Origin of the sequence: Rhizobium indigoferae (assembly GCF_034554815.1) — a bacterium.
GTDB classification, from domain to species: domain Bacteria; phylum Pseudomonadota; class Alphaproteobacteria; order Rhizobiales; family Rhizobiaceae; genus Rhizobium; species Rhizobium leguminosarum.
In genome coordinates this window covers 685,113-707,616 of record NZ_CP140635.1, presented here as the reverse complement: position 1 = coordinate 707,616, position 22,504 = coordinate 685,113, and the positions used below count along the sequence as shown (strand labels likewise).

The following is a 22,504-nucleotide window of genomic DNA, read 5'->3' as shown; positions in this document are numbered from 1 at the left end:
GCGTTGTAAGGAGAGACCGGTTTCGGCGGCCCCCTCATCCGCCCTACGGGCACCTTCTCCCCGAGGGGAGGAGGGGGATCGAGAGGCTGCGGCACCGTAAGGGCGTCGAGTCCGCCGCACCCTATCCCGGCCCTTCGCTTTGGGCTCAGGGCGTTCGCAACTGCAATCGATTCACTGGATCGATTGTTGGCGCCTTTGGCGGCACTGTAAGGGCGTCGAGTTTTGCCGCACCGTATCCCGGCCCTTCGCTTGGGCTCAGGGCGTTCGCAACTGCAATCGATTCGCCGGATCGATTGCTGGCGCCTTTGGCGGCACCCTAGGGCGTTGCGTTTGCCGCACCGTATCCCGGCCCTTCGCTTTGGGCTCAGGGCGTTCGCAACTGCAATCGATTCGCCGGATCGATTGCTGGCGCTTTGCGCCACCGTTGCTCACCCACCCGCAATTCCCAGCAGTTCGGCATCCAGCGCCTTCAGAAAATCGCCGGCGATTTCGGCGCTGAAGCCGAGGTCGTGTTGGCCGTAGCGGGAGGCGACGCGGATGTCGACGAAGGTGGTTTCGGCCTCTTCGCGGAGCCGAATGAGGATATCGAAGCGCAGGCCGAGGATCAGCGTGCGGGTGGTGCCTTGCAGCGTCACGCCGGTGGCGCCGCGGATCAGCTTGGCCACATCATCGTCATAGGGGCGCGGCGTCGGCACGGGGACGATATCGGGCGCATCGGCCACGGCATCGTCGCTCGCCGGCGGCGGCTTGACCGGTCTGTCCTCGGGATCGCGGCCCGGCTCGGTGTCGCCACTGCTTTTGGTGATGGTAATGCCGCTCATCTTGGCGACCTTGCGCACCGCTTCGAGCACGCGGTCGAGCGCGCCCTCATAGCGCCGGCCGGTCAGTTCGGGATAGGCAGCGAGCTGCTTTTCGCGATCCTCCGGCGTCACGTCAGCGTTGCGTTTCAGCCAGATCTGATCGGAATAGGGCGGCGACAGCCAGTCGGGTGCGGAGACCGGATCGGTGGAGACGTCGTAGATATCAGGCAGTGTCAGATAGTGCTCGGTGGCATAGGCGCCGAGCCCGAGCGGAAAGGCGGCATAGATCAGCGCCGCCAGTGCCGCCAGCCCGCCTTCTGCCCCCGTCATCCAGAGGCTGCGCAGCCCGAGTGCTGCCAGCATGGCGGCGAGCAGCGCGCCGCCGGCGGCGGCAATCAGCAGCAGCACCAGATAGGGTGTGGCGAGGCCGCCGAAGCGGTGGGCGATCATGACAGCCAGCGCCAGCACCAGGGAAAACGCCCCGAGCAGCCGCGAAAAGCGGGCGGCGTTGGAAACGGGGCGGTCGAAGCGGATGGCCATCAAACTTACCGGTTGCTCGTCAGCGCCCGCGCGTTCGACCACGCAAATCGCCTCACCCCTGTTTAGAGCATGATGCCGAAAAGTGTGAAGCGGTTTTCGGACGACATCATGCTCTATTCTTTGATTTAGATCCGGATTCAGATTTTAGGCCGGCCCAGCCTAAAATCATCCGGATCTGGGGCAAGATTCGGCTAAATTGAAACTATTGTCTGAAGCAATGCGTTGGAATCCACGGCGAAGGCCATGGCGAAACGGCGGTTGCTTCATAAGCCCTTGCTGATATGTCAAAAAAGAGCCATTCTGCCGCGGTTTCATCTCCAGATGTAGAGGAGAGACGGGATGATTTCACCCGAGATTGCAGCAAGGCCGCAGGCGTCTGCGCTTGGCGGGATCGACCACCAGTCCGAGCCGATGCTGCCGATGGAGCTGCTCGAGCTCGAACTTTCGCTCGAAGGTTATGCCGGCGGCGATGCCGGCTTCTGCGAGGCGGTGCGCCAGGCAGCGGCACGCTCCGGCGGCGAACTGCTGTTCGACCTGCCGGCCGGCGGCCTCGTCCAGAATTGCCGCCGCATTGCCGTGCTGCGCATTCCGGATGACGGCCAGGAGATGCGCGTCGTGCTGGCGCTGCTCGACGATCACGGCACTGAGATCCGCATGCAGGCGCCCGATGAAGAGACCGCGCCGCTGGTGCGTTTCGCCGATGCCTTCATCGAACTGCTGGAGCGGATCTAGGTCTAGTTCAAGATGTCAGCGGCGCTCGGCCGCGGCTTCCGCAACACTGCGGAACGGAAACTTGCGCCCGCATTCGCATTTGATCATGAAATTTTCCTGGTTGTTCGAGGGCCGCTGCACGCCAAAGCCGCGCGGCAGCTGATCGACCTTGAAATCCGGGTGCTTGCGTTTGGGATCATCGACTTCAGAGGCTTCGGCAAAGCCCTCATTGCCGCATTGCGGACAGTTCAGTTTTTTCGAAAATCGATCGCGAAGGGCCATGCTCGTTCCAGTGATTCCGGCCTCTTTTGGAGAGGCCATGCTTTCCTCATACAGAGGAATGCCCCTCATGCATAGAAAGCTTGGCCGGCGAAAGTGGAACCAAGTGCTGAGGCTGCCGTTCCTTTTTCGAAAAGGAGGCACTCATGCCCAACAAAGACCCGATCCCGACACCCAATGCCGATACGCCGCGCGGCCCGACGCCGACACCCGGCATTCCCGACCCCATCCAGCAAAAACCGCCGCTGACGCCGGCACAGGATCCGGCCGATACGAAGAACCCGCAGGATCCACCGCTCAATCCGGCGCTGCTGCCGATCGGGGATCCGGCAGGGGCGGCGTGACGATCCTGGTCGTGCCGTATGGCTGCCCTCACCCTAACCCTCTCCCCGTAAAAACGGGGAGAGGGGACGTGCCCTGCGAGAGGTTAGTGGGGAATGGAGAGGTCGCGGCATGTCCCCTTCGCCCCGCGAGCGGGGGTCCGAAGGACGGGGCGAGACACGTGGCTCGACCCCGGTTGGTGGCGGCAGCCGGATGAGGGGCTGGCCTCAGCGATCTCCTGGGAAGAGCGGCTTGACGCCCTCGCCCGAATGGCCTTTGCTCGGGGAAATGCATTCCAAGGAATAAACCAATGCGCATTCGTCTTCTCATCAACGTCATGGCAACCATCGTCGCCGGGCTCTCCGCCTGCCAGACGATGACGCCGGAGGAGCGGCGGGCGGCGGATGAGCAGCGGTGCCTCAGCTATGGCTTCCGCCGCGGCACCGATGGTTTTGCCACCTGCCTGCAGCGCATCGATCTCGACCGGCGGGCCGAATTGCGGGCGCAGAGTGCCGAGATGATGCAGAGCATGGCCTGGGATCTGAACGGGCCTTATATCTACCGCGATCGCTGGCGGTATCATCACTGAGCGCCACGGACGCCCTGCCCAACTCCATCGATATTTTACAAGCCTGCCCGCAGCTCTTTCGGACCGCGCCGGACCTCGTCCAGACCATTTGAAATCACCGCCTGCGCCGCCGCCAGCCTCGCGATCGGCACGCGGAACGGCGAGCAGGAGACATAATCGAGACCGATCGTCTCGCAGAAGCGGATCGAGGCCGGGTCGCCGCCATGTTCGCCGCAGATGCCGAGCTTCATGTCGTTGCGGGTGCGCCTGCCGCGTTCGGCGGCGATGCTGATCAATTCGCCGACACCGTCGAAATCGAGCGAGATGAAGGGATCGTGCTCGATGATGCCCTTGCGCTGATAGGTGGGGATGAAGGCCGAGGCGTCGTCGCGCGAGATGCCGAAGGTGGTCTGCGTCAGGTCGTTGGTGCCGAAGGAGAAGAATTCGGCGGCTTCGGCGATCACATGGGCGCGAAGGGCCGCGCGCGGCAGCTCGATCATCGTGCCGACGAGATAATCGATCTTCATGCCGGCCTCGCTCATCACATCGCCGGCGACTGCATCGATCCGCGCCTTGACGTAATCGAGTTCGGCGCGCAGGCCGACGAGCGGCACCATGATCTCCGGCACGACGGCAGCCCCGGTCTCCTGGGCAGCGGCAATCGCCGCCTCGAAGATGGCGCGGGCCTGCATCTCGACGATTTCAGGATAGGAGATCGCCAGCCGGCAGCCGCGATGGCCGAGCATCGGGTTGAACTCGTGCAGCGCATCGACGCGCTGGCGAAGCACGGAGGGCTCCATGCCCATGGCGAAGGCGACTTCGGCCACCTCGTCGTCTGTTTTCGGGAGGAATTCGTGCAGCGGCGGATCGAGCAGGCGGATCGTTACCGGCAGGCCGTGCATGACGGTGAAGAGGCCAGTGAAATCGAGGCGCTGCATCGGCAGCAGCTTGTCGAGCGCCAGCCGCCTGCCCGTCTCATCGACGGCAAGGATCATCTCGCGCATCACATGGATGCGCTCGCCCTCGAAGAACATGTGCTCGGTGCGGCAAAGGCCGATGCCTTCGGCGCCGAAGGAGCGGGCGGCCAGCGCATCGGCTGGCGTATCGGCATTGGTGCGCACCGTCATGCGCCGGGCGCGGTCGGCCCAGCCCATGATGCGGCCGAAATCGCCCGACAGCGCCGGCTGGATCATCGGCACCTCGCCCTTCAGCACCTGGCCGGCCGAGCCGTCGATGGTGATGATATCGCCCTTCTTCAGCGTGACGCCGATGCCGAGCAGCCGCTCGTTGCGTTGATCGATGCGCATGGTGCCGGCGCCGACGACGCAGGGGATGCCCATGCCGCGGGCAACGACCGCCGCATGGCTGGTCATGCCGCCGCGGGTGGTGAGAATGCCTTCGGCGGCATGCATGCCGTGAATATCCTCAGGGCTGGTCTCGACCCTGAGCAGGATGACCTTGCGGCCTTCACCTTCCGCCTCGACCGCCTCTTCCGCTGTGAAGACGATGGCGCCGGTGGCAGCGCCCGGCGAAGCCGGAAGCCCGGTGCCGATCACCTGGCGGGTGACGCGCGGATCGATGGTGGGATGCAGCAGCTGGTCGAGACTGGAGGGCTCGATGCGCAGCACCGCCTCGTCCTCGGTGATCACTCCCTCATCGACCATGTCGACGGCGATCTTCATTGCCGCCCGCGTCGAGCGTTTGCCCGAACGGGTCTGTAGCATCCACAGCCTGCCGCGCTCGATGGTGAATTCGATATCCTGCATGTCGCGGTAATGGATCTCGAGCTCGGTGCAGATGCGGCAGAGCTCGCGAAACGCCTCGGGCATCAGCTTTTCCATCGAGGGTTTTTCGGAGCCCGAGGAAATCCGCCCCTCCTCGGTGATGCTTTGCGGCGTGCGGATGCCGGCCACGACATCCTCGCCCTGGGCATTGACCAGGAATTCGCCGTAAAGCGCCCTCTCGCCGGTCGAGGGGTTGCGGGTGAAGGCAACGCCGGTGGCGGACGAATTGCCGAGATTGCCGAAGACCATCGCCTGGATGTTGATCGCCGTGCCCCAGCCTTCCGGAATATTGTGGAGCTGGCGGTAGGTGACGGCGCGCGCGCTCATCCAGCTGGAAAACACGGCGCCGACCGCGCCCCAGAGCTGGACTTCGGGATCCTGCGGGAATTCCCGCTCCAGCTCCTCCTCGATCAGCTTCTTGTAGAGCGAGACGATATGCTGCCATTCCGAGGCGCTGAGTTCGGTATCGAATTCATGGCCGAGCTTGGCCTTCTCGTCTTCCAGGATCTCCTCGAAGGCGTCGTTGCCGAGGCCCATGACGACATCGGCATACATCTGGATGAAGCGGCGGTAGCTGTCCCAGGCAAAACGCGCATCGCCGGCATCATGACCCAGCGCCTGCACGGTCTCGTCGTTGAGGCCGAGATTGAGCACCGTGTCCATCATCCCAGGCATCGAGACGCGGGCGCCGGAGCGCACCGACAGCAGTAGCGGCTGGCTGACCGAGCCAAAGTGGCGGCCGGTGACCGCTTCGATCGCCGATATGCCGGCGCGCACTTCAGCCTTCACCGCATCCTCGATGTGGCGGCCATTCTTGTAATAGGTGTTGCACGCGTCGCTGACGATCGTCAGCCCCGGCGGCACTGGCAATCCGAGCGCGCACATTTCCGCCAGATTGGCGCCCTTGCCGCCCAGAATCTCGTGATCGCGCGCCCGGCCCTCAGCCTGCCCGTCGCCGAACCTATAGACCCACTTGGTCATCTTCCCCCCAACACCAAATCGAGATCAGCTTAATCCGTTGGTGTTGAAATGAAAATCGACAAATGCGGCAGAATGTTGCGCTGCACAATAAATCTTGGCCGTGGCCGGCATCGAAACGGTTGAAAGGCGCCCAAACAGCAAACAAGGCATAAAAAAAGCTTTGCGGGACTGCAACAACGTCCCGCAAAGCCTTGTTTCCGTCCGGCCAGGAAAACCGGACGGGGGGTCCCTCAACCCAGGAACGGCTCGCCTTTTTGTAAAGAGAACCGCTCTGACCTCGTCATACGCAATTCCTGGGAAAATAGATCGCTACTTCCCAAGATTTGCTCTCGGTTTCCGGTTCTTGCCCTCGCCCGGAAAACCGCACGCAAATTCGACAATGCGCAACCTTTGGTCGCCCGCTTTCCAGCAGAGTAATTAGGTTGCGTTGAAACAACTTCTAATGCAAGTCAGCGAAAAGAGCATCACCCAAATGGGGTACAAGCGACAAGAGAGCCGACCTTTTTTGGTGTTTATTGCTCGGCCCTTGATTTTACGCAATTTCCGGGCGCAAAACCGCGCCGCACCTTTGCTGAAATTGCGCCTGCCTGGTTTCACGCAATCCCGGACGGAAAACCGCTGCGCACTTTTCCTGGAATTATTGTCTTTGGTTTCGCAATTCCGGACGGAAAACCGCTACGCACTTTTCCTGGAATTGCTTTAGGCAATCTCGCGCAGGCGCTCGGCCATTTGCAGGTCGACGGAGACGAGCTGGGAGACGCCCTGTTCGGCCATGGTGACGCCGAAGAGGCGGTTCATGCGGGCCATGGTGATCGGATTGTGGGTGATGATGACGAAGCGGGTTTCGGTGGAGGCCGCCATTTCGTCCATCAGGTTGCAGTAGCGCTCGACATTGTGGTCGTCGAGCGGCGCGTCCACTTCGTCGAGCACGCAGATCGGCGCCGGATTGGTGAGGAAGACGGCGAAGATCAGCGCCATTGCCGTCAGCGCCTGCTCGCCGCCCGAGAGCAGCGTCATGGTCTGCGGCTTCTTGCCGGGCGGACGGGCGAGGATTTCCAGGCCGGCTTCGAGCGGATCGTCGGATTCGATCAGCTGCAGCTCGGCGGTGCCGCCGCCGAAAAGATGGGTGAACAGCCGCTGGAACTGGGCGTTGACGATGTCGAAGGCGGCGATCAGCCGCTCGCGGCCCTCTCGGTTGAGGCTCTGGATGGCGCCGCGCAGCTTGCGGATCGCATCGATGACGTCGTCGCGTTCCTTGATCAGCGCTTCGAGCTTCTCGCTCAGTTCCTTCTGCTCCTCGTCGGCGCGCAGGTTGACGGCACCCAGCCGCTCGCGCTCGATTCTCAGGCGTTCCAGCTCGCGCTCAACTTCGCGCGGATCGGGAAGCGCCTGCATGGTCGGGCGCCCGGTCAGCTGCAGCGCCTCGTGCGGCGCGACGTTCAGGACCTCGCGGATGCGGCCTTCGCTTTCCTGCCGCTTCTCGCGGGCCGAGACCAGGCGCTCCTCGGCACGGCCGCGGCGTTCACGGCATTCGGCAAGTTCCGACAGTGCCGTCGTCGCCTTTTGGTCGGCTTCGCGCTGGATGCGTTCGGCCTCGGCCAGGAGATCGCTGGCCTGGCGGCGCGCCTCCTCGGTCTTCTGCAATTCGCTGAGCAGAGCGCGGCGCTTGTCGTCGAATTCATCCGGCGCCAGTTCGAGCTCGGCTGCCTCTTCGCGCGCCTCTTCCTCGCGTTCACGCAGCGTCGCGACATGATCTTCGGCGCTTGCCGCCCGCTGGCGCCAGGTGTCGCGCTCCTGGCCGATTGCCATGATGCGGCGCTGGCGGGCTTCGTTTTCCCTCGCCAGGCTTTCATGGCGGGCGCGGCTTTCGGCCAGCGCTCCGCGATCGGTCGCAACTTCCGCCTGCTGGAACCGCAGCCGCTCGTCGATCGCAGTCAGATCGGGCGCGTCCTCCAGCTCGATGCGGGCATTCTCTTCCTGGATAGCGATCTCCTCCAGCTGCGCGCGCAGCTGGCTGGCGGCCTCGCTGACGACATCGCGGCGGCGGATGAGGTCGCCGGAGGCACGCTCGGCGGCGGCAAGCGCATCACGCGCTTCGGCGAGATGACGCGCCGACAGGCGGCTCATGTCGCGGGCCTCGGCAAGCCTTCGCTCCTCAGCGCGGATCGCTTCCGCTGCCGCTGCCTGCCGCTCCTCGGCTTCGGCAAGCGCGTCGCGGGCAAGGGCTGCTTCGCTTTCGAGTTCGGCCAGACGGTTCTTCTGGGCAAGGCGGAGCGCCGCAGCACTTGGGGCGTCGGCACCGGTGACATGGCCGTCCCAGCGATAGACCGCACCCTCTTTCGTCACCAGCCGCTGGCCGGGCTTCAGCGCCGCCATCAGCGACTCGGCATCGCCTTCCGCGACCAGGCCGATCTGGCGCAGGCGGCGGGTCAATTGCGCCGGCGCGCGGACATGGGTCAGCAACGGCGCAACACCGGATGGAAGGGCGGGATCGCTGGCACCGTCGCCATTGTCCGACCAATGGGCCGGCGCCTCGGCATCGAGCGGCGATTCCAGATCGTCGCCGAGGGCGGCACCGAGTGCCGTCTCGAAGCCGCGATCGACCTTCAGTTCGTCGGCAACCGGCGGAAATTTGCCGGCCGCCGCACCGGCGGCGAGCATGCGGGAAATGGTGCGGGCCTCGGTTTCCAGCGCATTCAGGCTCGAGCGGGCCTGATCGACCGGCGCGCGCGACAGCGCCTCGGTCTGGCGGGCTGCGGCCAGCGCCTGGTCGACCAGCTGAACCGCGGCGTCTGCGTCGGCGACGGCGATCTCGCCGGCCTCGACGATGGCGCGTTTTTCGTCGGGATCGGGCAGGCCGGCGATCTTCTCGCCGACAGCTGACAGTTCCTGGTTTGCCTCATCCATCTGGCGTTCGAGCCGCATCCGCCGGTCGGTGAGATCGCGGATGGCGCGTTCCAGCTGGTTGCGGCCGGCAGCGGCCTCGGCGCGCTCGGCCGTCAGCGCTGTAAAGATGCGCTCGCTGTCGGCAAGTTTTGCCGCCGCCTCCTCGAAGGCCTCGCGGGTTTCCTCGGCATAACGGCCGGAATCGGCAAGGATTTCTGAAATCTCCGCCTCTTCGGCATCGAGCCTCGCCAGGATGACGGCATTGTCGGCCACCAGCCGCTCTTCGCGGCTTATATCCTCGGCAAGCTGGGCGAGACGGCGGGTCAGCTCGTCGCGGCGGCGCAGGATGCGGCCGGCATCCTCCTCCAGCTGGCTTCTGGCGATCTGCAGGCGCTGCAGGGCGGCGGCCGCACGCGCCTCGCCCTCGCGCAGTTCCGGCAGTTTCAGGCTGGCGATGCCCTGGTTCTTCGCCGCCTCCATCTGCATCTGCGCCTTTTCGGCGACGACGGAGGTCGCCTGGCTCAGCGCGCTGTCGGCCTCGGCCTCGGCTTCCTTGGCCTGCACCCAGCGGATATGCAGCAGCATCGCCTCGCGGGCGCGGATATCGGCAGACAGCGTCTTGAAGCGGTTTGCCTGGCGGGCCTGGCGCTTCAGGCTCTCGATCTGGCTTTCGAGCTGCGAGGTGACGTCGTCGAGGCGCTCGAGATTGCCTTCGGCGGCGCGCAGCCGCAGTTCGGCCTCGTGGCGGCGGGAATGCAGGCCTGAAATGCCGGCCGCCTCTTCGAGCAGCTGGCGGCGGGCCTGCGGCTTGGCCTGGATCAGCTCGCCGATGCGCCCCTGCCCGACCATCGACGGCGACCGCGCGCCGGTGGAGGCGTCGGCAAACAGCAGCTGCACGTCCTTGGCGCGGCTTTCCTTGCCGTTGATGCGATAGAGCGAACCCTGTTCACGCTCGATGCGACGGGTGACCTGAATCTCGTCGCTGTCGTTGAAGGCGGCAGGCGCGGTGCGCTCGCCATTGTCGAGATAGAGCGCCACTTCGGCGGTATTGCGCGCCGGGCGGTTGCCGGAGCCCGAAAAGATCACGTCGTCCATGCCGGAGGCGCGCATGTTCTTGTAGGAATTCTCGCCCATCACCCAGCGCAGCGCCTCGACGAGATTAGACTTGCCGCAGCCGTTCGGGCCGACAACGCCGGTCAACCCGCGTTCGATGATGAATTCCGTCGGCTCGACAAAGGATTTGAAGCCGACCAGGCGCAGCTTGTTGAACTTCATGCAGAAGCTCCGCAGCGCGGGACGGGCTTGTCAAGCAGCCACAAAAAAACGGGCGCACGGCTTTCGCCGTCGCCCGTTCTATCGAAACGATCCGGTTCAGAGCAGGCTGTCGATAAGCTTCGACATGGTGTCAACCGGCATGTCTCCAGAGTAGCGCTTGCCATTGATCAGGAAAGTCGGGGTGGCATTGACGCCAAAATCCTTGGAACCTCTTTCCCGCGTGGCGTTCACTTCATCCAGAAGCTTCTGGTTCGTCAAGCATTTCGTGAAGCTATCCTCAGTAAATCCGGCAAGCTTCGACATCTGCAGCAGTGCGGCGCGGCCATCATCGGCGGCGGCCCAGATCTGCTGCTGCTTGAACAGCATCGAAACCATCGGGAAATACTGTTCCGGCGTGCTCAACTGTTCCGGATTGGAAGAGCTGCAGCGGGCGAGCATGAAGGCGGCGGCAGCGCGCGGATCGAAGGGGAATTCGCGGATGATGAACTGCACCTTGCCGCTGTCGACATATTTCTGCTTGATCGTGTCGAAGGTGGTGTTGTGGAAATGGGCGCAATGCGGGCAGGTCATCGACATATATTCGACGATCTTGACCGGGGCATCGGCCTTCCCAAGCGCCATCTCCGGCAGCGCGCCGGGCTTCAGCACTGCGGCCATGTCGACATCGCCGTCGGACTGCGGCATTTCGGTCGCCGCTGTGGCCGCCGTCTGCATGGTGTCGACATTGGTGCCATCAGCCATGGTTTTGCCGGAGGACGAAGCATCGGCAGCGTCCTTGCTGTCGTTGCAGGCGACAAGCGCAACGGCAGCTGCGGCGATGGCGATACCGCTGAGCAGGCGGCGTTTCGTCAGTTGCATTTCGGACATCTGCATGGATTCCCCATAACTAATGAGATTGACGGCGTGACTGTGCGATATAACGGCTGACGGCCGCTCACAAGCCACGCTTCACCAACTTCCTTCAAAGAATTGTGACCGCGGGAAGACGACTAGACCAAAAATTGCAAGATTGGTCCGTCTGCGAATTTTGCCGATAGATATCGCGGCGGCTGCCAGCCGGTATCGGCTGGTCGATGAAACTCAATTGTCCACCCCGTAACGCGCCGTCAGCTCGGCCAACGGCACGCTATCGCCCTCGTCGCGGCGAAGTTCTTCGAGGCGCCTTTTGGCAAGATAGACATCTTCCAGATCGTCGAGATGCGCGAGGATGGCTTGCCGCACATAGAAGCTCTTGCTGCGGCCGGTACGCCTGGAAAGCTCATTCAGCCGCGCTTCGATATCAGGGGGCAACTGCAAGACCAGCATGATTTTTCTCCCGTCTGCTATATACAAATATGGCATCCGAAGCGTTTTGCCAGTGCCTCTACACCGCCGAGGAAAGTTCAAGAGGGTAGCGTCAAGGTTCGGTGAAGATGTCGAGGATCAGCGTCGTAGCGGCTGCTCGGAGCCCGCAAAGCTCTCGATCATGGCCTCGATGACACGTTCACGATCAAGCACTTCGGCATTGAATGGCAGGCCGACCGGATAACAGAGGGGATCGGATTCGGCGGTATAGACCAACGCTTAGGCGCACTTGCGCGTGAACTGGGCGCGGATCGCCTGGCGGCGTTCTTCGGGCGGCTGATCCTTGGTCTCGGCGAGGAGCTTGCGCATGCGCGGGCTGAGCACCAGGCCGTCAACCGCACTGATCTTTTCAGCACAGGCCTGGGTCAGGCCGCCGGTCTTGGCGTTGCCGGTCAAGTTGGGCGTTTTGCTCATCAGCGTTGATTCCCCCGCTTGCCCATCACCGCGGTCCCCAAGCGCTGGATCGCCTGGCGCAGCTTGTCGTTCTCGATCCCCTCCATCATGCCTTCGAGCTTGCGGGCGGCTTCGCCTTTCAGCGGCGCCGGGGTGCGGGAGCGGCGGATCGGTTGTGAGACCGGCTTCTGGACGATGCGGATCTGGTGGACGGCGGCAAAGCCGAAGAAGCTGTTGATGCGCTGGATGAGTTCGCCCTGGGCATGGGTGAGGAAGAGCGCACGCGCGCCTTCGCAGGCAATGGTCAGCACGCCGGGGCGGAAGCCGCCGACCTCATTGCCGCCGCGAGCCCAGGCGATCTTTTCCGGCCGGGTGCAATCGGCGAAATCCTCGCCGGCGATTTCGCTCCACGAGCCGAGCAGAGCCGTGCTGATGCCGGCGCGCCGGGCAAGCACCGGATCGATCAGCCCGTTCGCCAGCTCGGAGATCTGCTTCACATCTTTGCGTGGATAACTCATCGAAACCCTTCGGCGCCGCCGCCAATTCGCGCTTCAATTCGCATAGGCGACTTGATCGCGCGGCATTGCTTCGCCAAGTATAGGCACTTCCCCCCATCGCGGCAAATCATGACGATCACCACACTCGACACGCCCTCAGCAAAGCCCCTGCTCGACTGGTACGATCGCCACCACCGCGAGCTGCCCTGGCGTGTGGCGCCCGGCATGGCGGCCCGCGGCGTCAAGGCCGATCCCTATCGCGTCTGGCTGTCCGAAGTGATGCTACAGCAGACGACGGTGCAGGCGGTCAAACCCTATTTCGAGCGGTTTCTGCAGCGCTGGCCCGAGGTGACCGATCTTGCCGCAGCTGAAAACGACGCGGTGATGGCCGCCTGGGCGGGCCTTGGCTATTATGCGCGGGCCCGCAACCTGAAGAAATGCGCCGAAGCGGTGGCGAACGAGCATGGCGGCGTCTTTCCCGATACCGAAGAGGGCCTCAAATCCCTGCCGGGGATCGGCGACTATACGGCCGCCGCCGTCGCGGCCATCGCCTTCAACCGGCAGGCGGCGGTCATGGACGGCAATGTCGAGCGGGTGATCTCCAGGCTCTATGCGATCGCCACACCGCTTCCGGCGGCAAAGCCCGCGATGAGAGAGAAGGTGGCGCGGTTGACGCCTGTCGATCGGCCCGGCGATTTCGCCCAGGCGATGATGGATCTCGGGGCGACGATCTGCACGCCGAAGCGGCCGGCCTGTTCGCTCTGTCCTTTCCTCAGTGCCTGCGAGGCGCTCAAACTTTCCGATCCCGAGCTCTTTCCGGTCAAGGCGGCGAAGAAGGAGAAGCCGGTCAGATATGGCGCGGCCTTCATCGCGGTAACAGGTGATGGCGAGATCCTGTTGCGGCGGCGCATCGACAGCGGCCTGCTCGGCGGTATGACCGAGGTGCCGACGACCGCGTGGACAGCGCGCATCGACGGCGAGACCTCGGCTCGCGCCGCGCCCTTCGAAGCGGCATGGCAGGCCTCTGGCACCGTCATCCATGTATTCACCCATTTCGAGCTCAGGCTTTCGATCTGGCGTGCGGCAATCGCTGCCAAGGTCAGCACGAATGACGGATGGTGGGAGCCGGTTACAAATCTTGAAGCCCAGGCCTTGCCGACCATCATGAAAAAAGCGATCGCAGCGGCTATTCCTCTCGCGTTTAAAACATCCAAGGGATGACCATGACCACCGACATAAGACATATCGTTTTCGATATCGGCAAAGTCCTTATTCATTACGATCCGCATCTTCCCTTCAGCCGCCTCATCCCTGATGAAACGGAGCGCAACTGGTTCTTCGCCAATGTCTGCACCCATGACTGGAACATCGAGCAGGACCGCGGCCGCACATGGGCGGAGGCCGAAGCGCTGCTGATCGAACAGCACCCGGCGCGTGAGGAGCATATCCGCGCCTTCCGCAAATATTGGCACGAGATGGTGCCGCACGCCTATGACGACAGCGTCGCGATCATGGAGGGGCTGATCGCCGAAGGGCGTGATGTAACGATGCTCACCAACTTCGCCTCCGACACCTTCCGCGAGGCGCAGGCGCGCTTCCCCTTCCTCAACCTACCGCGTGGCGTTACGGTTTCCGGCGATGTCGGCCTGATCAAGCCGGATATCGCGATCTACGAGACGCATACGAAAAGTTTCGGCCTCGATCCCGCTGCGACGATCTTCATCGACGACGCAACGGTCAATGTCGAAGGCGCCAAGGCCTACGGCTGGAATGCGGTGCTGTTTTCGGGGCCCGAGAAGCTGCGCAGCGATCTCACGGCTTACGGATTGAAGGTCTGAGACCGATGGCATTCGACCCCGCAGAAGAAATCGAACGTTTTCACGCCGCTATCAACGCCCTCGATTTTCCCGCCATCGAGGCCTATTTCGCCGAGGACGCGACCTATGTCTCGAACGGCGTCGGCAGCCTTGCCGGCCGCGCCGAGATCATGGCTGCCTTCCGGCGTTATTTCGACGACTATCCCGATCAGACGGCGGAAAATTCGCTGGTGGAAACGTTGACGCCGCTCTCCGGCCGATCGGTCTGGTCGGTGCGCGCCACCCACAGCAAATCAGGCAAGCCGCTGATCCGCGAGGGTGAGGAGACGATCACCTTCAATGCGGAAGGGCGCGTCACGCGGGTCGACGTCACCGATTACCAGGAATTCTAACTGGAGCAATTCCGGCAAAAGTGTGCAGCGGTTTTGCGTCCGGAATTGAGCACAAACAAAAGAGGACGCCCGGGGCTTGACCCCGGGCGCCTTGGTCCTTCTTCCGCAACTGGAGGAAACCGGAAGAAGATATCTCGATCTCGCGAAGGTGGTGCTCACTCCGCCTTTGCCAGATCACTGCGGATGACGGACCTGAGATCGTCGATCGGGCGCAGGGACTGCCCGTCTTCGAAATGCCAGAAGGTCCATCCGTTGCATGCATCGAGACCCTGCACTTTGGCGCCGAGACGATGAATGGAGCCGGCCTCGCCGCCTGAAGCGACCGTGCCGTCGGCGCGGACGATGGCGCTGTAACGGCGCCTGGCGTCGGTCAGCACCTGGCCGGGCTTGATCAGGCCGCTTTCAACCAGCACGTTGAAGGCGACGCGGACTTCGGCCTTCTTGCCGGTCATGACGGTCAGTTCCGCCTTGCCGAGCGGCTCGACGGCGGCGATGCGGGCAGAGGCCGCATCGATATAATCCTGCTCGCGCTCGATGCCGACGAAGTGACGGCCGAGACGCTTGGCGACTGCACCCGTCGTTCCCGAGCCGAAGAAGGGATCGAGCACGATATCGCCGGGCTTGGTCGAAGCCATGATGACGCGGGCAAGCAGCGCCTCCGGCTTCTGTGTCGGATGCGCCTTCTTGCCGTCCTCGCCCTTCAGCCGCTCGCTGCCGTTGCAGATCGGGAAGAGCCAGTCGGAGCGCATCTGCACGTCGTCATTGGCGGCCTTCAGCGCATCGTAATTGAAGGTATAGCCCTTGGCCTTGGCGCTGGGGCTTGCCCAGATCATCGTCTCATGGGCGTTCTGGAAACGGCGGCCCTTGAAATTCGGCATCGGGTTGGTCTTGCGCCAGATGATGTCGTTGAGGATCCAGAAATTCAGATCCTGCAGCGTGGCGCCGACACGGAAGATATTGTGATAGGAGCCGATCACCCAGATCGAGCCGGTCGGCTTCAGCACACGCCGGCAGGCCAGCAGCCAGGCGCGGGTAAAGGCGTCATAGGCCTCGAAGGAGGCGAACTGATCCCATTCGTCGTCGACCGCATCGACCAGCGACTGGTCGGGACGATGCAGCGTTCCGCCGAGCTGGAGATTGTACGGCGGGTCGGCAAAGATGATATCGACGGAGTGGCTGGGCAAAGCTTCAAGGGCGCTGACGCAATCGCCCTTGATGATCGTGTCGACCCAAGAATCCGGCCGGGAATCCGACTTGACGGAAGCCTTGAGGTCGGCAAGCGGAAAAACTGATGCCATTCTGATACTCACTCATACGCTCTACGCTTAACTGTCCGTTATGGTTACGCAACTTAGTTACCAAAGCCTGAAGCGGTTGCCGATTTCGGGAATTTATTCGGGTGGCCGATGAGTGAGCGGCAGACTTTGCCGACGCCGGCCGGCTGCCGAGCGGCGGCAAGAATGCCGCCGCCGGCGATCAGGCGGCGTCGTGAACCCTGCGGCTGTCATCAGGCGCTTCGTCGCGTTCGAACATGCCGTAATCGCGAACGACACTGGCAATCCGCAGGCGATAATCCGCGAAGATGCCGCCGCGTCCGGCCTGCTGCGCTGCCCGGTGCGCCTCAAGATTGCGCCACTGCTTGACGGCTTCCTCATCGCGGAAAAAGGAAAGCGACAGCAGCTTGCCGCGGTTCGTCAGGCTCTCGAAACGCTCGATCGAAATGAAGCCGTCGATCCTTTCGAGCTCGGCGCGCAGTTCGCCGGCGAGATCCAGATATTTGTGGCGTTCGCCCATATAGGGCACGACTTCGAAGATGACGGCGATCATGACAGCACCAGCTTGGCGTGAGGAGCGGAGACATTTTTGAGGAAGATGCGATCCTCCTTCAGGATGAAGCCTTCGCGTCTGGCAAATTCATAATTCTCGCGGCCGAGCGGGTCGGAAGCCAGCCTGGCGCGATAGGCTTCGTAGGCGGCGAGGCTTTCGATATTGTAGACGCCGTAAGCGGTCGTTGCCGAGCCCTCATGCGGGCCGTAATAGCCAATCAGGTCGGCGCCATTCTTCGGGATTGCCTGGCCCCAGTTGCGGGCATATTCGGCAAACGCCTCCTTCTTGAAGGGGTCGATCTGATAGCGGATGAAGCAGGTAATCATATCGTTTCTCCTTTGCTGTCTCAGTGCTCTCCTGGGCCGTTTTCGCACATTGCCTGACGGCGATGCTTCGGTTACGATCGAACTATGAAGGAAGGCCCTGACATTGCGCAGATCGGCGCGCTCATCGGCGATCCCGCCCGCGCCAACATGCTGGCGGCACTCACCGGCGGCCGGGCGCTGACGGCGACCGAGCTTGCCGGCGTCGGCGGCATCACCGTACAGACGGCGAGCACGCATCTCGCCAAGCTCGAAGCCGGCGGGCTGCTTGCCCAGCGCAAGCAGGGCCGCCATCGCTATTTCACGCTGGCCGACGAGGCCGTCGCCCGGCTGATCGAAAGCATGATGGGCTTTGCCGCCGGACGCGGCCATCTGCGTCACCAGCCGGGACCGAAGGAGCCGGCGCTGCGCAAGGCGCGCATCTGCTACGATCACCTTGCCGGCGATTACGGCGTACGCATGCTCGACAGCCTGATTGCCTCCGGCTCGATCGATGCGGTCGGCGACGGCCTGGCGCTGACGGAAAAGGGTGAAAGCGATCTCAAATGCATCGGCATCGATGTTCGCGACCTCAGATCGTCGCGCCGGCCGCTCTGCCGCTCCTGCCTCGACTGGAGCGAAAGACGCGCCCACCTCGCCGGCAGCCTCGGCAAGGCCCTGCTTTCAAGCTTCCTCGACAAAGGCTGGGCGCGGCGCACGGCGGAAAGCCGCTCGATCCTGTTTTCGCCGGAAGGCGACCGGCAGTTCCTCATGCTTTTTCCGATTGATGGGTAGGTTTGTTACGGATCTACAAAAGATTCAAGTTCAGCATCCACCTCCCTCACGCACCTGCCCTCTTTTCATCCTCCTGCCGCACATGCGCGCGCAGCGCCGCCAGCGTGAGCGCTAGCGCCGCGTGATTGCTCTCGGCTTCACCAAGCACGCTTTCACCCTCCTTGGTCTCGCGCAACTGCGCACCGTAGAGCGACTCGTCCGCTGTCTGGCGGCCGCGGGCGAGGTGCCAAACCGCATCCGGCCGGACTTCCCGGCACAGGTCGATGGCATGATTGACGTCGTGTGTGAAGGGTCGCGCCATCAGGAAGCCGTGCTCTGACTTGATACTGCTCGGCAGGTAATCGTTAGGACCGTCGAAATCGTTGGGCTCGGCCGGCCGGAGTTGCTTCAACAGAAAGGCACAGGTGATGAAGGCGTCGATCCGGCTGTCGGGCATGTCAGTCTTTTCCAGGGTTTCGATGATGTCCTCGATTGTCATGCTGTCTTCCTCTTCATCCATTCTCTAGGCGCCGCTTGTTCTCCTCCCAAGAGCGGCGGTGGCGTCCTCCTCGATCGCCATCTAGTGCATGAGTTTGCCAAAGGTAGTCCCCGGGCTGCGGTTCGTCTGCCATGACGCGGATTTGATGGATGTCGCGCCGTCCTCAACGCGGTAACAGGCTTGCCTGCTGCCAGACCATTCTCTCGATGCTCGCAAGCTATCGGCGACTTGCCTCTAGCAGCCTTTCTTCCTCATCTTCCTTTCGATCTTGGCTCTCTTGTCGGTGCCATCCCCGGCATGCTTTCCGCCGGTCAGGGCATTATCCTTCATCGCCTGCAGCTGCGCACAGCTTCGGTGCTTGCCCTTGGCGATAACGTCGGTGGATGTGAAGGCAAACAGCAGCGCTACGGCTGCCGCCGGTCGGACGAAAGCTGAAAGCCTCATTGTCCCTCTCCTCTTGCGCATGCATGGTACGCCCCAGACCGTGAAGCAGCAATGAGCCTCGACGATCCCCCGGCACTCGCGGAGGTCCGTCATTCTATCGGCATCGGGCATCCGCTCGACCCACAAAGAGCTCAACTTCTCATCGAAAGTGAAATTTGCGCTGCAACCTATTGTTTTCGCGCCGCTAAGCGACACGCTGCTGAGAAATCATTAAGCATGTTCTGGTACTCTCACCTTCTAAATTAACGAGAGAGCCCTATCATGGCGTCGATCCAGCATAAGATCATCATTGCGAGCATCGCGATTTTCGGGTTGGCGGGCGGCGCGACTGGCGTCGGCATCTGGTCCGCCTCGACCCTCTCCGAAAACAACGCCGACGTTGCCCGGTCGGCACAGATCCTGCGCAACCACATGCAGGCCGACATGATGCATGACGCAATGCGCGCGGACGTGCTGGCATCCATGCTGGCGTCCAATCCGGCAGCCGGCATAGAAGCTGCCGGGGTGAAGGCGGATCTGGCGGAGCACGACGCGTCGTTCCGCGAGATGATTGCTGCCAACAAGGCGCTTGCCGCCGACGAAAAGACCAAAGCGCTGCTTGCCAGCATCGAACCTCCCCTTCTGACCTATGTCGAAAACGCCAAGAAGATCGTCGATCTGGCGAGCCAGGATCCCTCGGCGGCATTGAAGGCCTTGCCCGAATTCATGCAGCAGTTCTCGACGCTGGAAACGGCCATGGAACAGGCCGGGGATGAGATCACCGCGGCGTCGGACGAAATTTCCAAGCATAGCGCCGACATAAAGGCGTCGGTCGATATTGTTCTGAAAGCACTTCTCGCCGCGGCCGCGCTGTTTGCGCTCGGCCTCTATTTCCTGACCCGCAAGACCGTCACCAAACCAATCCTTTCGCTTTCTAACGACATGCAAAAGCTTGCCGGTGGTGACACAGCCATTGCCTGCACCGGGATCGGCCGCACCGATGAAATCGGAACGATGGCATCGGCCGTCGAAATCTTCCGCCAGGCGGCGATTGCCAACAAGCAGCTTGAGCAAGACGCCGAGGCAGCCCGATTGCAGGGCGAAGCCGAGCGGGTCACGGCGCGCAAGCAGGCTGACGAAGACGCCGCCGAACGGCTGCGGGCGGCGACATCGGGCCTCGCCGCAGGCTTGAAGCGCCTTGCATCCGGCGATCTCGCCTTCCAGATCGACGAGCCCTTCGCCCCCGACTTTGAGAGCCTCCGGCATGATTTCAACATGTCGATCCAGCAGCTCGATCAGACGCTCAGCGCCATCGCAACCGCCATTGCCGCGATCGACGAAGGCACAAGGGAAATCGCATCCGGGGCCGGCGATCTGTCGAAACGAACCGAACAGCAGGCAGCCTCTCTCGAAGAAACCGCCGCAGCGCTCGATCAGATCACCGCCAATGTCTCGAACTCGAGCAAGCGGACCGATGAGGCGCGCACTGAAGCAACCGATGCAAACCGCAACGCCGCCAAGTCTTCCGAGGTCGTGTCGCATGCCGAAGAAGCCATGCGCCGCATCGAGGCTTCGTCCCAGCAGATCTCCAGCATTATCGGCGTGATCGACGAGATCGCCTTCCAGACCAATCTGCTGGCGCTGAACGCCGGCGTCGAAGCGGCACGCGCCGGAGACGCGGGCAAGGGTTTTGCGGTGGTGGCGCAGGAAGTTCGCGAGCTCGCCCAGAGATCGGCGCAGGCGGCAAAGGAAATCAAAGGCCACATCCAGAAATCGTCGGTGGAAGTGGAAAGCGGCGTCAAACTGGTTCTCGATACCAGCCAGGTTCTGAAGGCGATCAGCGAGCAGATTGCCCGCATCAATCAGCACATGGATGCCATCGCCGTATCGGCAAGAGAGCAGTCGACCGGCCTTGCCGAAGTCAACACCGCCGTCAATTCCATGGACCAGGTGACCCAGCAGAACGCAGCGATGGTGGAGCAATCCACCGCGGCATCCGGTCAGCTTGCCCAGGAAGCTGCCAAGCTGCGCGAACTCGTTTCCCGGTTCAGGCTTCAGGCGACAGCCTCGACGCAATCTGCAGCGGGACGCCGGGGTGGGCAGCTGGCGGCCTGACGGCTGCTATCTGCTCGCCATTTGTCCATTCCCGCGACGTCGCGGGGACCTCAGATCATCGCGGTCGCCGCTCCTGCTTCGACTGTAACGAAAGGCGGGCTCATCTTGCCGGCAGTCTCGGCGGGTCCCTGCTGCCAGTTTCTTCGACAAAGGCTGGGCGCGCCGGACGGCGGAAAGTCGCGCCATCATCTTCTCAGCGGAAGGCGGCGGGCAGTCACTGCACTCTTCAGCAGATCTGGCAGCAGAGCCTATCCAAGAGGGCAAGTGATAAATCAGATCAAAGCCCGCTACCCCCTCGCCCGCAGCATCGAGGACATGCGGAGCACCCTGATATCAATAGGTTCGTTTGTAGGTCAAAAAAGGCAAAAGATTCAAACCGTCATTCGAAATACAAATCAAATAATAAATGGTTGCGTTGACTCAAATATGCTACCTGTTGTTTAATGACGACGTCATTAACGGAGGAATGCAAGATGTCCGTCACGTTAAACTCTCCAATATCATGGAAAAACCCATCGGCTGATGACAGCACTATGCTCGACAATCTTCAGCCAAACATCATCAAGGCGCATGTTCGTGAGTTTTTGACTCTAATTTTTCTGCGGTTTGACGATAAGGAGGCTGCGAAAAGCTTCCTTCGGGCAATTTCCACGACGCTGATGAAATCGGCAAAGCAACATTTAATGGAAATTGAAGCATTCAAAGCCAAACCTTCGACGCCGGGAACGCCGTACATTGGGCTTGGCCTTACTGACGCGGGCTATCAAGCCCTCCAAATCGCCCAAAGGCCGAGCGATCCGATATTCCGCGCGGGTATGCAAAAATCCGTCTTGAATGACCCTGATGTCAGCAGGTGGGATTCTTATTTTCGCCATCCCATCCATGCGGTCGTTTTGGTGGGAGATATGCTCAATGACACCAAGGTCACTGCTCATGATCAGGTGGTAAACTTGATCCAAGCCTCGCAAGGGGTAACAATCGTAGGGACGCAAGATGGCCTGGGCCTTCACAATGACAATAGAGAAGGTATCGAACACTTTGGCTATGTCGATGGGCGCAGCCAGCCGCTGTTTCTGCTGGAAGACATCGACGCGGAAGAAAACGCGACAGATGGGATTGCGAACTGGGATCCGGCTTTCCCATTAGAACAGGTTATTGTTCCTGATCCAGCAGCGCCCGATCCGGCCGTTCATTTCGGAAGTTACTTCGTATACCGGAAGCTGGAACAAAACGTCCGCCGCTTCAAAAGGCAAGAGCAGAAACTTGCAGATCGCTTGTTCGGATCTGATGACGAAAGGGCCGGCGCCATGGTCGTCGGGCGCTTTGAGGACGGAACGCCGGTCACGATGCAGTCAGAAGACGGAGTTGAGTCACCCGTCCCGAACAACTTCAACTACTTCAGCGACAAGAGCGGCGCGAAGTGTCCCTTTTCAGGGCATATCCGAAAAACCAATCCGCGAGGGTCGGGCGGGTTCGAAAACAGTGCTGGCGAGCGAAAGCACCTCATGGCCCGACGCGGCCAAACCTATGGCGTGCGAACAGATAATCCGAACGATGGCAAGATCGAGAACAAACCGAGTAAATACGTCGGCCTGCTGTTCATGGCGTTCAACAATGACATAGGCAATCAATTCGAATTCACGCAGAAAAATTGGGCCAACAATCCCGGTTTCCCAGCCGTTCCGGCTGGCTTTCCACCGCCTGGAGTCGATCCGGTCATCGGTCAAACAAAACAAGATGCTGCGCGACCAGATATGGAAGGAGCTGCCATCTGGGGTGATCCCAGCTCCCTCAAGACCGTTGCAACCGTTCCTCAAGCGGTGAAGATGAAGGGAGGCGAATATTTCTTTATGCCGTCCCTCGCGTTTCTGAGCTCGCTTTAAACTTGCCATGACGTCGGCGGGCAATCCTGCCGACGTCATTCCACCGTCATCTCCAGGCACTCTCACCTTATAGCGCCGCGCACGATGCTAGGC

At 61.9% G+C, this 22,504-nt stretch carries 23 protein-coding genes and 1 pseudogene; 11 read left to right on the top strand and 13 right to left on the bottom strand.

Annotated features, from left to right (window positions below; translation table 11 throughout):
* Positions 1-428: 428 nt before the first annotated feature.
* Positions 429-1,340 carry a DUF1499 domain-containing protein gene (locus U5G49_RS03510; RefSeq protein WP_193444396.1) on the bottom strand — a complete coding sequence of 304 codons (912 nt, stop codon included), beginning with the start codon at positions 1,338-1,340 and terminating at the stop codon, positions 429-431.
* A gap of 339 nt (positions 1,341-1,679) precedes the next feature.
* Between U5G49_RS03510 and U5G49_RS03505 the strand changes: the two genes are divergently transcribed.
* Positions 1,680-2,072: a hypothetical protein gene (locus tag U5G49_RS03505; protein ID WP_018240964.1), complete on the top strand. Its 393-nt coding sequence runs from the start codon at positions 1,680-1,682 to the stop codon at positions 2,070-2,072.
* 15 nt (positions 2,073-2,087) lie between these two features.
* On the opposite strand, the gene U5G49_RS03500 is transcribed toward U5G49_RS03505, so the two are convergent.
* On the bottom strand, positions 2,088-2,333 hold the full coding sequence (locus U5G49_RS03500; RefSeq protein WP_018449220.1) for a hypothetical protein: 246 nt from the start codon (positions 2,331-2,333) through the stop codon (positions 2,088-2,090).
* Positions 2,334-2,476: 143 nt separating this feature from the next.
* Between U5G49_RS03500 and U5G49_RS03495 the strand changes: the two genes are divergently transcribed.
* Positions 2,477-2,674, top strand: a complete 198-nt coding sequence (locus U5G49_RS03495) for a hypothetical protein (protein ID WP_012756389.1) — start codon at positions 2,477-2,479, stop codon at positions 2,672-2,674.
* Between the two features lie 287 nt (positions 2,675-2,961).
* A complete protein-coding gene (locus tag U5G49_RS03490) occupies positions 2,962-3,240 on the top strand; it encodes a hypothetical protein (protein ID WP_193444376.1) in 279 nt (92 codons plus the stop codon).
* A gap of 35 nt (positions 3,241-3,275) precedes the next feature.
* Here U5G49_RS03490 and ppdK read toward each other — a convergent pair whose 3' ends face one another.
* Positions 3,276-5,984, bottom strand: a complete 2,709-nt coding sequence (gene ppdK / locus U5G49_RS03485; protein WP_193444377.1) for a pyruvate, phosphate dikinase — start codon at positions 5,982-5,984, stop codon at positions 3,276-3,278.
* 442 nt (positions 5,985-6,426) lie between these two features.
* On the opposite strand from ppdK, the gene U5G49_RS03480 reads away from it, so the two are divergent.
* A complete protein-coding gene (locus U5G49_RS03480; RefSeq protein WP_193444397.1) occupies positions 6,427-6,687 on the top strand; it encodes a hypothetical protein in 261 nt (86 codons plus the stop codon).
* Here U5G49_RS03480 and U5G49_RS03475 read toward each other — a convergent pair.
* The 5 genes from U5G49_RS03475 to U5G49_RS03455 all read right to left on the bottom strand — a co-directional run bounded on the left by U5G49_RS03475 (position 6,684) and on the right by U5G49_RS03455 (position 12,400).
* Complete coding sequence (locus tag U5G49_RS03475) at positions 6,684-10,145, bottom strand: chromosome segregation SMC family protein (RefSeq protein ID WP_193444378.1); 3,462 nt, start codon at positions 10,143-10,145, stop codon at positions 6,684-6,686. The genes U5G49_RS03480 and U5G49_RS03475 overlap by 4 nt on opposite strands.
* 96 nt (positions 10,146-10,241) lie before the next feature.
* Positions 10,242-11,012, bottom strand: coding sequence for a DsbA family protein (locus U5G49_RS03470; RefSeq protein WP_112906128.1), 771 nt, complete (start codon positions 11,010-11,012; stop codon positions 10,242-10,244).
* Between the two features lie 213 nt (positions 11,013-11,225).
* The gene (relB, locus tag U5G49_RS03465) at positions 11,226-11,450 is read right to left on the bottom strand and encodes a type II toxin-antitoxin system RelB family antitoxin (RefSeq protein ID WP_018245169.1); all 225 of its coding nucleotides are present in this window, start codon (positions 11,448-11,450) and stop codon (positions 11,226-11,228) included.
* A gap of 258 nt (positions 11,451-11,708) precedes the next feature.
* Complete coding sequence (locus U5G49_RS03460; protein WP_193444379.1) at positions 11,709-11,903, bottom strand: hypothetical protein; 195 nt, start codon at positions 11,901-11,903, stop codon at positions 11,709-11,711.
* Complete coding sequence (locus tag U5G49_RS03455; protein WP_018245166.1) at positions 11,903-12,400, bottom strand: DUF721 domain-containing protein; 498 nt, start codon at positions 12,398-12,400, stop codon at positions 11,903-11,905. The genes U5G49_RS03460 and U5G49_RS03455 overlap by 1 nt, the downstream gene beginning before the upstream one ends.
* A gap of 108 nt (positions 12,401-12,508) precedes the next feature.
* Between U5G49_RS03455 and mutY the strand changes: the two genes are divergently transcribed.
* From mutY to U5G49_RS03440, 3 genes are read left to right on the top strand one after another with little or no spacing between them, the layout of a single operon-like run.
* Positions 12,509-13,600, top strand: a complete 1,092-nt coding sequence (gene mutY / locus U5G49_RS03450) for an A/G-specific adenine glycosylase (protein ID WP_193444380.1) — start codon at positions 12,509-12,511, stop codon at positions 13,598-13,600.
* 2 nt (positions 13,601-13,602) lie between these two features.
* Positions 13,603-14,217 carry an HAD family hydrolase gene (locus tag U5G49_RS03445; RefSeq protein WP_193444381.1) on the top strand — a complete coding sequence of 205 codons (615 nt, stop codon included), beginning with the start codon at positions 13,603-13,605 and terminating at the stop codon, positions 14,215-14,217.
* A gap of 5 nt (positions 14,218-14,222) precedes the next feature.
* On the top strand, positions 14,223-14,588 hold the full coding sequence (locus U5G49_RS03440; RefSeq protein ID WP_018245163.1) for a nuclear transport factor 2 family protein: 366 nt from the start codon (positions 14,223-14,225) through the stop codon (positions 14,586-14,588).
* A 155-nt stretch (positions 14,589-14,743) separates the two neighbouring features.
* Here U5G49_RS03440 and U5G49_RS03435 read toward each other — a convergent pair whose 3' ends face one another.
* From U5G49_RS03435 to U5G49_RS03425, 3 genes are all read right to left on the bottom strand, one after another.
* A complete protein-coding gene (locus tag U5G49_RS03435; RefSeq protein ID WP_018449229.1) occupies positions 14,744-15,886 on the bottom strand; it encodes a site-specific DNA-methyltransferase in 1,143 nt (380 codons plus the stop codon).
* Between the two features lie 178 nt (positions 15,887-16,064).
* Positions 16,065-16,415, bottom strand: a complete 351-nt coding sequence (locus tag U5G49_RS03430; protein ID WP_166480470.1) for an antibiotic biosynthesis monooxygenase family protein — start codon at positions 16,413-16,415, stop codon at positions 16,065-16,067.
* Entirely contained in the window at positions 16,412-16,741 is a 330-nt protein-coding gene (locus tag U5G49_RS03425) for an NIPSNAP family protein (protein WP_075224706.1), read from the bottom strand. Before U5G49_RS03425 ends, U5G49_RS03430 begins: the two co-directional genes overlap by 4 nt.
* An 84-nt stretch (positions 16,742-16,825) precedes the next feature.
* Between U5G49_RS03425 and U5G49_RS03420 the strand changes: the two genes are divergently transcribed.
* On the top strand, positions 16,826-17,512 hold the full coding sequence (locus U5G49_RS03420) for an ArsR/SmtB family transcription factor (RefSeq protein ID WP_018449232.1): 687 nt from the start codon (positions 16,826-16,828) through the stop codon (positions 17,510-17,512).
* Positions 17,513-17,558: 46 nt separating this feature from the next.
* Here U5G49_RS03420 and U5G49_RS03415 read toward each other — a convergent pair whose 3' ends face one another.
* Together U5G49_RS03415 and U5G49_RS03410 are read right to left on the bottom strand one after the other, a co-directional pair.
* Entirely contained in the window at positions 17,559-17,990 is a 432-nt protein-coding gene (locus U5G49_RS03415; RefSeq protein WP_026231108.1) for a hypothetical protein, read from the bottom strand.
* Between the two features lie 234 nt (positions 17,991-18,224).
* A complete protein-coding gene (locus U5G49_RS03410; protein WP_018245157.1) occupies positions 18,225-18,434 on the bottom strand; it encodes a hypothetical protein in 210 nt (69 codons plus the stop codon).
* A gap of 261 nt (positions 18,435-18,695) precedes the next feature.
* On the opposite strand from U5G49_RS03410, the gene U5G49_RS03405 reads away from it, so the two are divergent.
* From U5G49_RS03405 to U5G49_RS03395, 3 genes and pseudogenes are all read left to right on the top strand, one after another.
* A complete protein-coding gene (locus U5G49_RS03405; RefSeq protein WP_193444382.1) occupies positions 18,696-20,528 on the top strand; it encodes a methyl-accepting chemotaxis protein in 1,833 nt (610 codons plus the stop codon).
* Between the two features lie 43 nt (positions 20,529-20,571).
* Positions 20,572-20,796 (top strand): annotated as a pseudogene (locus U5G49_RS03400) (hypothetical protein); the annotation flags it as partial.
* A 205-nt stretch (positions 20,797-21,001) separates the two neighbouring features.
* On the top strand, positions 21,002-22,411 hold the full coding sequence (locus U5G49_RS03395; RefSeq protein WP_193444383.1) for a Dyp-type peroxidase: 1,410 nt from the start codon (positions 21,002-21,004) through the stop codon (positions 22,409-22,411).
* Positions 22,412-22,504 lie beyond the last annotated feature (93 nt).